Here is a 14,414-nt window from a genome sequence, read left to right as displayed (position 1 = left end):
AGTTCGGCCTTATTAATATTGTAGAATTTATTTTTTAAACAACATCCTCAACATTAGCATTAATGTAAACCATCGCTTCTTTAAAGTTTTTAAATAGACGTTTTTCTGGAATTAAATCTGGAATAATATCAATATTTTCCATCATCACTCTAGGTTGTTTTTGAAGGTTTACTAGAATTACTTTTACCTTAGATTTAAACAACCTTAACATTAGCTCTTCGAGTGCATATAGTCCAGATTGATCTATATATGGAACTTTCCCCATTCTAATAATTAAGTGTGTCGCAGTGTGTGGGATGCCTTTAGCAAGCTCTTGAAAGTCGTTAGTATTTCCGAAGAAAAGGGGACCGTCAAGCCTTTTAATAAACACCTCTTCTTTTAATTTTTGTGGAAAGTTGTTTTCATCGTTCCATGGCAATGCTAATTCATCTGCATTTGACAAGGGGACTATCTTTGAACGCTTTGCGCTTACATCACCTATCTTTTTCATAAAAATTAAAGACGCTAATACTAGCCCAATACCCACAGCATAAACTAAATTCCAAAATACCGAAAGTACTAATACCACAAGCATTACAACAACTTCACTTCTTGGCATTTTTGGAATTGCTTTTAAACCTTTATAATCCATAACCCCAATACCTACTGTAATTAAAATACCCGCTAGTACAGCTGCTGGAATTTGTGATGCTACAGGTGCTAAAACCAATGTAATTATCAATAATACAGCTGCAGCAATCATACCCGAAAGTTTTGTAGTTCCTCCACTATTTATGTTTACAACAGTTCTAATTGTAGCTCCTGCACCTGGAAGTCCACCAAAAAGTGATGCTACAGAGTTACCTATTCCTTGCCCTATTAATTCTTGGTTAGGGTTGTGCTTAGTTTTAGTCATATTATCTGCAACAACAGATGTTAATAACGAGTCAATTGCTCCTAAAAAGGATAAGGTCAATGCTGTAAAAATATATGGAGAAATTTGCCCTAAGCTAAAATTAGCAAACATGTCTAGGTTTAAACCTGGAAATCCTGATGGGATTTCAGAAATAGGCTTATAATCCCACTTTAAAAAGTAAGCTGCCGCACTTACAACTAACAATGCTACGAGGGTACTTGGTACTTTTGTAGTAATCCGTTTAAAACCAAAGATTATAAAAATAGTGACAAGCGCTAACCCTAATTCTAGAAAATTAATATTTTGAAAAGCTCTTGGTATTAACTTTACAGCCCCCATTACTCCTGAGCCAGCTGTTTTTGCAAGTATCAACGCTTCTGCATCAATATCATTACCATTAATACGTTTTGCGCGTCTTACGGTTTCTTCAAAATCCTCTAAGACTAAAATACCTTCTCCTGCTTCTTCTTGAAGAATTTTATCAAGTAAAACCTCTTCTGCTTGTGGCTTGAACTCACTTATATAATCCTTGTCATCTACAGTATAATACCCTAGCATAGGTAAAATCTGAGTAATTAATATAATTACACCAATAGCAGTCATAAATCCTGAAACTACAGGATAAGGAATGTATTTAATATATTTACCTAACCCTAAAATACCTAATATAATTTGAAACAATCCTGCTAATAAGAATACTAGTAAAATATACGGTAAGGCTTCTTCAACACTCCCGTTATTAGCAGCAATAATTCCTGCAATAACCACCATAGATACCGCAGTCATAGGTGCAGTAGGTCCAGAAATCTGAGTGTTAGTACCTCCAAATAATGAGGCAAAGAACCCAATCATTATTGCTCCATAAAGACCCGCGCTAGGTCCTAATCCAGACTGAACCCCAAAAGCAAGTGCCAAGGGTAAAGCGACAATACCTGCAGTAATACCGCCGAAAATGTTTCCTCTAAAATTTGTAAAAATATTCTTGAACATTGTAAAATAATATAAAGTTAGATTTGGCTTCGGAAATTTTTATTCCCGTAAGCCTTGATAATAAATTAAAAAAGTTGTTAGACTACAACCTCTGGAGGAGGAAGTGTAATTTCAGGATGTACAATTTTCCAAAAAGAAGTATTAAAAAACAGTGTGGGATTCTGTTTCCCATCAAAAAAAGAATAAAGTAATGAAGTAGTATAATTCTCTGAGGTATCTTTAATGACAACTTTGTGTATGTCATTTGACTCTTCTTCAGTAATAGTCATAAACAAAGCAGAATTTATATCATCAATAAAAACCCTTGCCGCCGCTGGTGCCACAATGGAAAAAGTAAAGAGGAATATAAAAAAAAGAGAAATGTGCTTCAAGTAACTTCTTTTGTAATGGGTTTCTTGTAAAAATAGCTTTTCTAACGCATTTACGTGTTAAATAACTATTAAAGATACATGTAATTCTATTATAAAAGCTTTAAATCTGTTTTAGGAATCCACCCGTCTTTACCATCAGCAAGAGAGATACGCAACCAGTCACCATCACTATCTAAAACCTGCACTTTAGTTCCCTCATGAAGTGTAAAGGCTGCGGCGCTATTCATTTTAGGCGCAGTTTTAATTTCAACACTTTCAGCAAAAACAATAGCTGGTTTATTATTTTGTACATCAGCAAAAGTTAAATACGCCATTGAAAGTCCTCCTATCAATAAAAACACACACACTATGGCGCTTGTAAAAAACAATCTCTTTTTCCCTTCTGAAATATTAAAATAATACAACAAAAAGAAGCCTACAAACAACATAGAAAAAACAACTGTAGCCGTTGCCCAACCTTCATAGGTAAAAACACTAGCAATATTATTATACCATTTTGAAAATACTGTTTTAGGTAGCGGTTCTATAACATCAACCTTTGCATTTTCTGCAAAAGCTAAATTTACTTTTATCTCTTTATCATTAGGAGCCAACTGTTGTGCCTTCTCGTAGTAATAAATACTTGGACCTATTTGATTTAATTTGTAATAAGCATTTCCGAGATTAAAATACAGCTCCGCACTATGATTGCCTTTGTCAACAATTTGTTTCCAGTTTGTAATCGCTTCGCTATACTTTTCTGCTTTATAATTATCCTTTCCTTGATTGAAAAGCGCCTCATTTTGCGCCATCCCAATCACAGAAAAAAGTAAAACCGTTATGTACAATAATTGTTTCATGTTTATAAATTATTGTAGTTGTTTATCAATTGTTGAAATTGTCTCCACTGCCTTGTCATAATCTTGCTGTATCGTCACATTGCTTGTAGGTGTATATCTAGCAAATTCACAACTTTTCAATAAAGACATAAATTGCATTACTGGAGTTTCATCTACGTTGCGTTCTTGCAATAATTGAGTAATACGTTCCTTACTCATTTCGCTAGTCTCAATATTTAACTTGGCTTTCAAGTAATTGTGTAATGAACGCTCTAATGCTTCATAGAATATAACCTTATTGCCAATATTCTTTTTGGCTTCGGCGAGATATCGCTTTGCCATTTTATTTGCCTTTCGCAATCTATTTCCTTGAACATCAGCGCGTCTTATACTTCTTTTCCTCCCTGCAATAATTAATAACGGAATCAATAAAAATGGACCGCCTAATAATGACCAAAATAATGTAGATTTAAAGAAAGGTTCACTCACTATGGGTGATAAATTAGCATCAAGTTTTATGTATTTAAAATTTTCGCTGCTAAGCACTACAGCCTGTTTATCTGTTAATGTTCCATCATCATTAGAGGTTGTCACAGCATTAGTAACAGGGCCATTTTCTACATTGATAACGAGCTCTTGGGATGTAATTGTTTGGTATTTTTCAGTTTTTGGATTAAAGTATGAAAAAGCGATGGGTCTAATAGGGTACAATCCCTTATATTGAGGAACAATCGTATAGTTTTCAGAAACTGAACCGCTAATTCCAGTAGCTTTAGTACGTAGGTTTTCACTACGTTCTGGCTCATACATTTCAAGTGTGCTTGGCACTTTCAATGATGGTAATTGCAGCGTATTTAAATTTCCATTTCCTGAAACAGCAGTTGTAATTTCTAATGCTTCGTTTGCATCTAATTTTTCCTTATTAGACTTTACACTAAATTGAAACTCACCCACAGCTCCACTAAAATTTTCTGGCTGCCCTTCAAGTGGTAATGGTTTAACATTAATAGTGCGACGCCCAGCAGATATTGTTTTATTCACACGTGTGGTCAAACGTCTTCCAAATAAATCACGACGATTTCCTGGGACATCAATAGGCACATCGAGTGTTAAAGGCTCTAGCTCTAGCTTTCCTGTTTTTTGAGGATATAGCACAGTAGTTCGTAAAATTACATACCGGTAATTCTCTCCTTTATAATCACCCTCATAAATTTTAAAATTTCCAGAAGCATCAATGTTTTTGCTCCAGAAGTCTGCATAACGTGGCGTATCAATCTCTCTCCACTGGCTGGTAATACTCACATCTTTTGAAACATACATTTTATAGGTAACCGTAATGCGTTCATTTAAAAACGGGCTACCATTGCTTATCTCTGCTACAAGATGCACGTTATCTTCTGCAATAATATCGGTATTATTACCATCTGTTGGGGTTTTAACTGCAGCAGTAACTTCAATAGCTACAGGAATAGTTTTATACGTTTGCCCATCAACTACAATAGATGCTTGCCCTATTGTCAAATTACCTCTTTTTAAAGGTGACAAGAAATAGGAGTAGGTTTTTGAGTACGTACGCTTTCTATTAATATACGAATTACTAATCGCTTGATTAGGGCCTCCCACAACTCTAAACCCATCAAAATCTGGCGGATTAAAATTGTCACCATCTTGGTTCATCTCAAACTCCACTCTAAGGCGCTCATTAATCCCTAGTTTTTTCTTGCTCACTTTTGCTTCAAACTTCACTTGTCCCTGAGCAGAAAAAGCGCAGGAGACAAATAAAATTGCATATAAAATGTGCTTCACTTTCATCATCTTACCAGTCTTTTTCACTTTTTACTTTTGCTCCTTTTTGTTTTTGAGCATTGATTTTATCTTGTACTTTTTTCTCTTCATTATTCATTGACTCCAGTAAGTTCTTTACCTCTTGTGGCGATAATTTTCCAGGAACGGGTTGTTGAGGTTGTTCACCCTGCTCATCTTTTGGATCCTTTGGCTCATCTTTTGGATCCTTTGGCTCATCTGGCTTTCCTTTATCATCTTCCTTATCACCTTCCTTATCTTTATCCTCTTCGTCACCTTTATCTTCATTTTCTTTGTCCTCACCGTCGTCGCCTTCTTTCTTGTCCTCGTTCTCTTGGTCTTTTTTATCCTCTTTATTTTCGTCTTGTTGGTCTTGATTATCTTTATTATCATCACCTCCGCCTCCTTGTGGCGGATTTTTTTCAAGCATATCTTTTGCTAAAGCTAAATTATATCTACTTTCATCATCTGTGGGATTATTACGAAGTGCGTTTTTATAAGCATCAACAGCACCAGCATAATCCTTTTCGTTCATCATCGCGTTCCCTAAATTATGAAATGCTCTATGGCGCTCGGGCTTCGTTGTAGCATTCTTCGCTGCCTTTTTAAAACGATCTTTCGCCTCCCCATTTTTACTTTTTAGATAATAGGAATTCCCTAAATTATAATTCCCTGTTGTTTGCTTTTGGTTTGCCGAAATAGCTCTTCTGTATTCTCCTTCTCCCCTAACAAATTTATCTGCAGATATAAGTTGCGATGCCTCACTGAGGTATTCATTAGACCTCTCAATAGCTCGCTGCTCCTTTTCTTTTTCGGTTTCTTGTGCTATAATGTCCTGCGGAAATATAACAAACAAAAGCAATATTAGTCCGATTGAAATTTTCGCTTTAAGCTGAAAAAAATCTGAAATCAAAACTTCACTTTTGAAATTGTTATTTTCTATAATATGTGTCTTTTTTCTATTCATTTGACGCGGGTTTTTCGTTAAACAAATTCAACCTCTTTACCCATTTTGTTTTTCTCTCTAACAATAATATATCGATTAATAACAAAAACAATGCCCCAGCTAAAAACCATTGAAACTGGTCTTTAAAATCACTAAACTGCTTAGCGTCGAATTCCTTTTTATCCATGCCGCCAAGAATGTTTTGCACGGTTTCAACTACTTCATTAGTGTTTGTTCCATTTATGTAAGCGCCATCTGCCGCTTTTGCAATCTCGCGTAAAGACTCCTCATTTAATCTTGTGATTACAACTTCATTATTTTGATCTCTTTTGTAGGACTCTACACGCCCTCTTACTTTTATAGGAATGCGTTCTCCTTTTTCTGTTCCAACTCCTATGGTATAAATTTTTATCCCTTTTTCATTGGCTTGTGCCGCAATACTTGCATAATCTCCTTCGTGGTCTTCACCATCACTCACTATAAAAAGCACGCGATTTTTTTGTTCTACATCATTGTAATAGGTTTCTGCCATTTGGATAGCCTCATTCATTGCCGTTCCTTGTGAGGAAACCATGTCTGTATTCATCCCAGATAAGAATAATCGTGCCGAAGAAAAATCTGTAGTAATAGGAACCTGCGGGAAAGCACTTCCTGCATATCCAATAATCCCCACACGGTCACCCGCTAATTTGTTTATAATTTGGGTTACTAATTGTTTAGATTTTTCTAGACGATTAGGTGCAATGTCTTCAGCAAGCATACTTTTTGAGACGTCTAGTGCGAAAACGACATCTACTCCTTCTCGTTTAACGGTTTCTAGCTTTGTTCCTATTTTAGGGTTTACCAATGCAATGCTCATGCAAGCTATCGCTAAACAAAGAACAAGTACTTTTAAAAAAGATTTAAAAATAGATTGATTGGGACTTAATTTTTCAAGTAAAGTAGCATTGGCAAACTTTTTTTGTGTGCGTCTTTTCCAAACTAATACACCAAAAAATAGCACAACAATCACTGGGATTGCGAGCAATACATAAAAATATATGGGTTGTTCTAAATTATACATAGTTTACACAAAACTCTTAAACACGGTATAACGCAACAATAATTCCAGTCCTAAAAAGCCAAGTGCAAGTAGTACCCAAAGACGGAAAAGTTCGTTATAATTTGTGTATTTAAATTCTTCAATATCTGTTTTTTCTAATTCGTTTATTTCTTCATAAATCTGTTCTAAACGCGTGTTATTTGTAGCTCTAAAGTATTTTCCGCCTGTGGTTTCGGCAATTTCCTTCAAAAGCGTTTCATCAATCTCCACTTGTTGCATACCGTATTGAAAACCGCCATCCGCACGAATACCTATAGGTGATTGTGCCATTCCGTTTGTTCCTAAGCCAATTGTATATACCTTAATACCAAACTCAACTGCTAATTCACTTGCAATTTTTGGGTCAATAAATCCTGTGTTATTTACCCCATCTGTCAATAAGATAATTACTTTACTTTTTGCACGGCTCTCTTTTAAACGGTTAACTGAGGTGGCAAGCCCAGAGCCTATTGCTGTTCCTCCCTCAATAACGGTATTATACGTAATGCTTTTTAAAGACGTTAAAACAATACTTTTGTCACTTGTTAATGGGGTTTTTGTAAAACTTTCACCCGCATATTCTACAAGACCTATACGATCTGTAACCCTATCTCTAATAAAACGTGCTGCTACATTTTTTAATGCTTCTAATCGATTAGGCTTTAAATCTCGTGCTAGCATACTGGCACTAACATCTATCGCCATCACTATATCAATACCTTTATTACTTACCGTTCTTGTACTTTCATCAACCGTCCTTGGGCGAGCTAAAGCAACTATAATGGCAGCTAAAGCTAACAATCGTAAAACAAATAACAGCGGACGTAATCTTGCCAACCAGTTTTTAGGCGTCTTAAACCCCTTAATACTCGAAATTTTTAACGTCGCCGTTTGATGATTCCTTTTAAAGAAATACCATAGCGCTACTAGTGGAAGTAGTAAAAACAACCAGAATAACTGCGGATTTACAAATTCAAAATTACTGAGCATTTTGCTGTTGTTTTTCGGTTACTTCAATTTCTATTGATTGTATTATGCGTTCTTTAATTTGCTTGATGTAATCATTATCAAACTCATTAAACATTAACACCATTTGCATTGCTTGTTCTTGTTTGAACATCAACATTGTGTATTCTCTTTTTTCTTCTAATGTATTCCCGTTAGCATCTTGTAAGTTAAAATCACCATATGCTTTCAATCCCTCAATACCACTATCTGTTTTAAAGTCTTCTCGCTTTACAATCATATTAATAGCTCCGTCTACCTCAATTTTTTGAAGCCCAGCCTCTAAACTTTGACTTAAATCTAATGGTACACTATCTCTGTATTTTGTAGTGTTAAGCAAGATTGAAAAATGGTCTTTTTTCTGGCCGTATTCAAATTGGCTAGTTGAAAGAACCACATCAGCAAACTCTGCAGGGATACCAGTTTCTTTTCTTAATAAAACCTCAGGTGTTTCAATTATAATTGCAGGCGCTCCATATTCACTATTAACCCATTCGCCTTCTAACAATGTTTTTGATTCATTCCCAAAAACTGAATCTTTAACAGCTCCAAAGCCATAGACACTACCCAATACTACAGTAGCAATACCTAATACAACTACACCTGCAAGGGTACCCATTAACACACGTTTTTTTAAGCGTTTTTTTCGTGCTTCTTCTTTGTATAGTTCATCTTGTAGTCTCTCTTCTTCTGTAGGTTCAGGGATAGCTTCATGAGTGTGATTGATAATTTCTTCTGTAGCTGCTCTATCTGCTTCTGCTTGCCCGGAGGCTTGTTGCATCTTTGCAAATTTTACTAAATCTGCACGTTTTAAGATATCGCTCAATCGCTTAATATCTTCCGCTTCAAATTCAAAATGCCCTGCATCTTTGTGTAGTTGTAGACGTTCAATCAACTCATCTGTAGTACTTTCTTGAGCGGCATCATCCACTTCACGGTCAAGATAACGTTTAACTATCTCTGTCAACAACGAGTAATATTCTTTTGATTTATTTTGAATTAAATACTCACTTTTATCAAGCTGCTGCAAGGCTACAATTGCCTCCTCGTAAGGTGGTAATTGTTTTTCGGCTTCTGCTTTTTTCTTTTTTCTTCTGAAATAGTACCACAATGAACCCGCTAGTAGTAATAATGGCAATAACCAATAAAATATTCTCTCCCATTTAAATGGAGGCTTTTCAACCGAAACTACAGGTTTTATATCAAACATTTTTTGCTTGGTAGTATCTACGGCAACATCTCTAACCTCAACATTTATAGAATCTGAAGTATAAAATTTATTATTAAAAATAATTTTTTGTGGCGGAATGGTATAACTGCCAGAATCAAACTGCGTTAAACCATAACGCTTTATAAGTCTTATTTTTGAAGCTTCGTACGTGGTATCTGTTTCGTAGGATTCGATAACTTCTAATGGGGCAAAAGTTTGCTGGTCTGGAAACACTACTAAATCTGTACTATCTGCAAGTACCTCATATTGCACTCTTAATTCCTCGCCAATTTTAATCGATGTAGTGTCGGCCGTAGTTTTAACCTGTGCAATGCTTGAAAAAGAAAAGAATAGCACAAAAAGTCCCCCGAAAAAATTTCGGTTTACATTATTTAAAATATTGATGGTACTCTTTTGTTTCATTTTTAGTTTTCGGTCTAATTCTTGGCACATTTCGGCTTTGCCTGCATATTACCTTCTTTTAAAATACCCTAATAGTTTTTTGACATAACTCTCATCAACTCGGCAATCTAATGCGCCAGCACCACTCTTTAAAAATGCTTCTTGAAAATAATCAACGCGCTCGCTGTAGTATTTACCATAGCTATTTCTAACTGCTTTTGAACTTGTGTTTACGAGCATTGATGCGCCTGTCTCTTCATCTTGCATTTGTACCATTCCTAAATTAGGGATTTCTTCTTCGCGTCTATCGTATACTCTAATGCCCGTGACATCATGTTTACCAGCTACGATTTTTAAGGTGTCTCTATAATCATCTGTGATAAAATCTGAGAGAACAAAAACTATTGCCTTCTTTTTCATCACATTTGTCAAGTATTTTAATGCTTGAGCGACATCTGTTTTTTTACTTTTACCTTTATATTCAATCAATTCTCGAATGATACGAAGGACGTGCATCTTGCCTTTTTTAGGCGGAATGAATAATTCAATCTGGTCGCTAAAAAGAATCAACCCTATTTTGTCATTATTCTGCATGGCCGAAAATGCTAGGGTTGCAGCAATTTCAGTAATTATTTCATTTTTAAATTGTTCATCTGTTCCAAAAAACTCAGAGCCACTAATATCTGCCATCAACATCATTGTCAACTCACGTTCTTCTTCAAAAACTTTAATGTGCGGTACGCTTGAGCGCGCTGTCACATTCCAGTCAATATTACGTACGTCATCACCAAATTGATATTGGCGTACTTCACTAAACGTCATTCCGCGACCCTTGAATGTACTGTGATATTCGCCACCAAATACGTGGTCGCTAAGACGACGCGTTTTGATTTCGATTTTACGTACTTTTTTTAAGAGTTCTTTTGTTGTGCTCATTTTCTTCAATTAACAATTAGCAGTTAACAATTATCAATACCATGCTTAAAACAATGATTATTTATAATTGAATGATTGTTTATTGATTAAGGTACCTCAATAACGTTTACAATTTTATTGATGATGTCTTCGCTAGTAATGTTTTCGGCTTCGGCTTCGTAGGTGATTCCTATACGGTGGCGAAGAATATCATGCACAACGGCACGTACATCTTCTGGCACTACATATCCTCTTCGTTTAATAAATGCGTAACATTTTGCAGCAATTGCAAGGTTAATACTACCACGAGGAGAAGCTCCTACACTAATAAGATCTTTTAATTCTGGAAGTCTATAATTTTCTGGATTACGCGTTGCAAAGATAATATCAAGAATATACTTTTCAATTTTCTCATCCATATATACTTCTCGCGCAGCAGTTTGTGCTCTTAGTATTTGTTCTAATGTAACTACTGAGTTTACTTGCTCAAATCCTCCTTTTAAGTTTTGACGAATTATTAACTGTTCATCCTCAAGTTTAGGATATTTGATGACTGTTTTTAACATAAAACGGTCAACTTGAGCTTCAGGTAGTGGATACGTTCCTTCTTGCTCAATAGGATTTTGAGTTGCCATTACTAAAAATGGTCTGTCAAGTTTAAATGTTGTATCACCAATGGTTACCTGTTTTTCTTGCATTGCCTCTAATAGGGCAGACTGTACTTTTGCTGGTGCACGGTTAATTTCATCTGCTAGCACAAAATTTGCAAAAATAGGGCCCTTTTTAATGCTAAAATCACTCTCTTTCATATTATAAATGAGTGTTCCTACAACATCTGCTGGTAATAAATCTGGAGTAAACTGCACACGACTAAAACTACCTTGAACTGCTTTTGACAGTGTATTAATCGCTAGCGTCTTTGCAAGTCCAGGAACTCCTTCAAGTAAAATATGGCCTTGACCAAGCAAACCAATTAACAGGCGCTCAATCATGTGCTTCTGTCCTACGATTACTTTATTCATCTCCATCGTAAGGATGTCTACAAAGGCGCTTTCCTTTTCAATTTTCTCATTCAAAGCCCCTATATCTAGAGCGGTCGAAGTGTGTTCCATAGCTATTTATTTTTCAGCAATATACCGTGATTTTTAACAACCCGCAAAGTCCTCAAATATTGCCGTTTTCCTTGTTAATTAATGGTTAAATGTATCTTGAGAAAAAGACGATTCTATTGTTTTAGAATTACAATAAATTTCATCTTTTTTCAATTAAGAAGGTAAAATTAAAAAATGCTAAAAAAAATGTCAAGCATTTTGATGAAAAATTGGAACGGGTTGTAGATGAAAATCAAATTTTAATTATGAAAATTTCCGAAGAATTGATAAATTAATTATTAGTGCTTCGGAAATATGTAAAATAAAAAACCTCCAATGTGATTGAAGGTTTTAAAGTCATTTTTATTTTATTTTATAGTTCGTTTATTCCCAACGCAGTAACTTCGCCTTTTAAGATAGTTACATCTTCATACTTAATTTGATTATTTTTATCTGAAGTAGATTGAATAATTACGTCGTATTCTCCTGGCTCAATCCCTTTGAAAAAAAACTGCCCACTTGAGGTTAACGTTTTCTCAAACGTTTTGTTTTCATTTTTTAATTTAATTATAAATTTTTGATCGTCTGAATCAATATCGCCCAAAATAGCGCCATCTGTAGGATATGAAGCTAAACTTACAATTTCATTATTTGTGTTAGAAAATGCATCACTTGTATTTGTAAACACAAAAACAGCAACTGCAATACTCATTAAGAGCATAACACTTCTTGTTAATGACATTATCATTCTATTATAAGCTTCTTTCTGGGACATGATTTAAAATTTATATATCACAAAAATAATATGAGATGATTGCTTATTGACTTAACTTAACAGAGATTAACAATGCAATTGGGAGACATTTAACTCTATGAAAAGTTTTAGAATACTTATTTTTAAGGGGTATAAATTAATTTACTTTACTACAATTATATATGACAAAAACAGCACTTATTACTGGCGCTACCTCTGGAATTGGCCTTGCAACTGCAACATTATTTGCGGAAAATAACATCAACCTTATCCTGTGCGGAAGAAGAACAGAGCGATTAACTGCTATTCAAAAAGACCTTTTAAAATATTGCAAAGTACACATACTTACCTTTGATGTCCGAGACAAAAATGCTGTTAAAGAACAATTAGCACATTTACCTAATGAATTTTCCCAAATAGATATTTTAATTAATAATGCTGGTAATGCTCATGGATTAGAACCCATCCAAGACGGAAGTACAGATGACTGGGATGCAATGCTCGATATTAATGTAAAAGGATTGCTTTACGTTACAAAAGCGGTTCTACCACAGATGATATCTAGAAATTCAGGACATATTATTAATATAGGCTCAACTGCTGGGAAAGAAGTTTACCCAAACGGTAATGTATATTGTGCAAGTAAACATGCCGTTGATGCTATAAATCAAGGAATGCGTTTAGATCTCAACGGAAAAGGAATAAAAGTAGCTGCTATAAATCCTGGTATGGTTGAAACTGAGTTTAGCGAAGTTAGGTTTAAAGGAGACACTGAAAAAGCAGGGAAAGTTTATCAAAATTTTACCCCGCTTCAGCCCGAAGACATTGCAGATATCATCTACTTTGCCATAACTAGACCTCCACATGTAAACATAGCAGATTTAACTGTAATGTGCCTAGACCAAGCGAGTAGCACTATTGTAAATAAAATATAGATTTCCGCCTCTGCGGGTAGCAATATGATTAACAAACGTCTTTTAATTAAAAACCTCCTCGCTCATAATGACGAGAGCAGTTTTTATGATAAAAAACGAAAAATTGACTTAGGTAGTAAAGAAGGTAAAGCAAAATTTTTAAAACATATTTGTGCACTCAGCAATAGTAATCCAGCTAATAATTCGTTTATCGTTATTGGCGTAGAGGATGCGACAAACGAAATACTAGGTGTTGACTTTTTTGATGATAGTAAAATTCAAAACCTCATCAATGCCTATCTTTCTAATGCTCCAATAATTACCTATGAAAATGTAGCATTCCCTTCTTTACCCAATAACAAAGTTGTGGGGTTAGTGACCATTAGACCCAATGGCCAAATTACATCCTTGCGTAAAAATATTTGGAAATATTGGGGCGGTTCTATTTTTATGCGAGACGGCAGCATTTCTATGCCTAAAGATTTTGATATAGAAATTAAAGATATTAATAGTAGCATTGTAAAAGCTATTGAAAACAAAGCAAAAAATAATATAGAGCACACGCTTCACGGGGTGATTGACTTTATTAATAACAGGCACAAAAACCTTCAATCTCATTATAAAGTTTTTAAAGAATTATTTGTTGTTTGTTGGGCAGGAACAACAAAGATTAACAAAGGAAAAACCTATTATTCTCGTGTAGATATTGAGCTTATTAATGAGCAAGTGCGGTTATTTTACTCCGCTTTAGACGAAGTGAGTATTGTTGTCAATGAAGACGAATTTATCATTACTGAATACGTATTACTAGGCATCAATAACCAAGATAAATACTATCCACTAGAAGAGGTTTGTATTCGATTTGAGGAAAATGGACTCTATCATTTAGACACAAAATTGCTATTTGAACCACCTCGTTATAATAAGAAAACACTCCACCATGTTTTTAATACAAATAATGCATTGATAGCAAAGCTCAAAAAAGGTATCTCATTAACCACTCGCGAAGTAAAAGATTTAGCTAACGTACCAGCAACGTATTTGATTGCTTATCTAAATGATTTTGAAGAGGCAAAGCCGAAATTACTGGAATCAAAACCATATTTAAAACCATTTCCCAGTATTTATGAGTCCTATAAAGAAAGTGTTCGGATACTTCGAAAAATTAAATATAATTCTTGAAATTTAAACCACAGAAAAGACCAATCACTTTACTCAT

13 protein-coding genes are annotated in these 14,414 nt (G+C 34.9%); 2 read left to right on the top strand and 11 right to left on the bottom strand.

Translation table 11 applies throughout. From position 1 onward, the window contains the following. Nucleotides 1-34: 34 nt before the first annotated feature. From GB234_RS02485 to GB234_RS02435, 11 genes are all read right to left on the bottom strand, one after another. Entirely contained in the window at nt 35-1,885 is a 1,851-nt protein-coding gene (locus GB234_RS02485) for a SulP family inorganic anion transporter (RefSeq protein WP_151892934.1), read from the bottom strand. A 77-nt stretch (nt 1,886-1,962) separates the two neighbouring features. Beyond that, nucleotides 1,963-2,256, bottom strand: coding sequence for a hypothetical protein (locus GB234_RS02480; RefSeq protein ID WP_151892933.1), 294 nt, complete (start codon nt 2,254-2,256; stop codon nt 1,963-1,965). 89 nt (nt 2,257-2,345) lie between these two features. Then, the gene (locus GB234_RS02475; protein WP_151892932.1) at nt 2,346-3,095 is read right to left on the bottom strand and encodes a tetratricopeptide repeat protein; all 750 of its coding nucleotides are present in this window, start codon (nt 3,093-3,095) and stop codon (nt 2,346-2,348) included. Between the two features lie 9 nt (nt 3,096-3,104). Then, nucleotides 3,105-4,907: a BatD family protein gene (locus GB234_RS02470; RefSeq protein ID WP_308645050.1), complete on the bottom strand. Its 1,803-nt coding sequence runs from the start codon at nt 4,905-4,907 to the stop codon at nt 3,105-3,107. Beyond that, nucleotides 4,891-5,844 carry a tetratricopeptide repeat protein gene (locus GB234_RS02465; protein ID WP_151892931.1) on the bottom strand — a complete coding sequence of 318 codons (954 nt, stop codon included), beginning with the start codon at nt 5,842-5,844 and terminating at the stop codon, nt 4,891-4,893. The genes GB234_RS02470 and GB234_RS02465 overlap by 17 nt, the downstream gene beginning before the upstream one ends. After that, nucleotides 5,837-6,886, bottom strand: a complete 1,050-nt coding sequence (locus tag GB234_RS02460; protein ID WP_151892930.1) for a vWA domain-containing protein — start codon at nt 6,884-6,886, stop codon at nt 5,837-5,839. The genes GB234_RS02465 and GB234_RS02460 overlap by 8 nt, the downstream gene beginning before the upstream one ends. A 3-nt stretch (nt 6,887-6,889) precedes the next feature. Beyond that, entirely contained in the window at nt 6,890-7,894 is a 1,005-nt protein-coding gene (locus tag GB234_RS02455; RefSeq protein ID WP_151892929.1) for a VWA domain-containing protein, read from the bottom strand. Next, the gene (locus GB234_RS02450; RefSeq protein WP_151892928.1) at nt 7,884-9,542 is read right to left on the bottom strand and encodes a BatD family protein; all 1,659 of its coding nucleotides are present in this window, start codon (nt 9,540-9,542) and stop codon (nt 7,884-7,886) included. The genes GB234_RS02455 and GB234_RS02450 overlap by 11 nt, the downstream gene beginning before the upstream one ends. A 48-nt stretch (nt 9,543-9,590) precedes the next feature. Continuing rightward, a complete protein-coding gene (locus GB234_RS02445) occupies nt 9,591-10,457 on the bottom strand; it encodes a DUF58 domain-containing protein (RefSeq protein WP_151892927.1) in 867 nt (288 codons plus the stop codon). An 86-nt stretch (nt 10,458-10,543) separates the two neighbouring features. Further along, complete coding sequence (locus GB234_RS02440; protein WP_151892926.1) at nt 10,544-11,548, bottom strand: AAA family ATPase; 1,005 nt, start codon at nt 11,546-11,548, stop codon at nt 10,544-10,546. 352 nt (nt 11,549-11,900) lie between these two features. Continuing rightward, complete coding sequence (locus GB234_RS02435; RefSeq protein WP_151892925.1) at nt 11,901-12,302, bottom strand: hypothetical protein; 402 nt, start codon at nt 12,300-12,302, stop codon at nt 11,901-11,903. 161 nt (nt 12,303-12,463) lie between these two features. Here GB234_RS02435 and GB234_RS02430 point away from each other — a divergent pair, with 161 nt between their 5' ends. Then, complete coding sequence (locus GB234_RS02430; protein ID WP_151892924.1) at nt 12,464-13,216, top strand: SDR family NAD(P)-dependent oxidoreductase; 753 nt, start codon at nt 12,464-12,466, stop codon at nt 13,214-13,216. A 24-nt stretch (nt 13,217-13,240) separates the two neighbouring features. Then, nucleotides 13,241-14,377, top strand: coding sequence for an ATP-binding protein (locus GB234_RS02425; RefSeq protein ID WP_151892923.1), 1,137 nt, complete (start codon nt 13,241-13,243; stop codon nt 14,375-14,377). Nucleotides 14,378-14,414: the final 37 nt, after the last annotated feature.

Source organism: Patiriisocius marinistellae, assembly GCF_009014635.1.
In the GTDB taxonomy this organism is placed as follows: domain Bacteria; phylum Bacteroidota; class Bacteroidia; order Flavobacteriales; family Flavobacteriaceae; genus Patiriisocius; species Patiriisocius marinistellae.
This window is presented reverse-complemented; position numbering and strand designations above follow the sequence as displayed.

What these genes read in the sequence shown, in the direction of transcription:
- GB234_RS02485 (WP_151892934.1), bottom strand. Translation starts at nt 1,885, where the DNA reads ATGTTCAAGAATATTTTTACAAATTTTAGAGGAAACATTTTCGGCGGT.
- GB234_RS02475 (WP_151892932.1), bottom strand. Translation starts at nt 3,095, where the DNA reads ATGAAACAATTATTGTACATAACGGTTTTACTTTTTTCTGTGATTGGG.
- GB234_RS02465 (WP_151892931.1), bottom strand. Translation starts at nt 5,844, where the DNA reads ATGAATAGAAAAAAGACACATATTATAGAAAATAACAATTTCAAAAGT.
- GB234_RS02460 (WP_151892930.1), bottom strand. Translation starts at nt 6,886, where the DNA reads ATGTATAATTTAGAACAACCCATATATTTTTATGTATTGCTCGCAATC.
- GB234_RS02455 (WP_151892929.1), bottom strand. Translation starts at nt 7,894, where the DNA reads ATGCTCAGTAATTTTGAATTTGTAAATCCGCAGTTATTCTGGTTGTTT.
- GB234_RS02450 (WP_151892928.1), bottom strand. Translation starts at nt 9,542, where the DNA reads ATGAAACAAAAGAGTACCATCAATATTTTAAATAATGTAAACCGAAAT.
- GB234_RS02445 (WP_151892927.1), bottom strand. Translation starts at nt 10,457, where the DNA reads ATGAGCACAACAAAAGAACTCTTAAAAAAAGTACGTAAAATCGAAATC.
- GB234_RS02440 (WP_151892926.1), bottom strand. Translation starts at nt 11,548, where the DNA reads ATGGAACACACTTCGACCGCTCTAGATATAGGGGCTTTGAATGAGAAA.
- GB234_RS02435 (WP_151892925.1), bottom strand. Translation starts at nt 12,302, where the DNA reads ATGTCCCAGAAAGAAGCTTATAATAGAATGATAATGTCATTAACAAGA.
- GB234_RS02430 (WP_151892924.1), top strand. Translation starts at nt 12,464, where the DNA reads ATGACAAAAACAGCACTTATTACTGGCGCTACCTCTGGAATTGGCCTT.
- GB234_RS02425 (WP_151892923.1), top strand. Translation starts at nt 13,241, where the DNA reads ATGATTAACAAACGTCTTTTAATTAAAAACCTCCTCGCTCATAATGAC.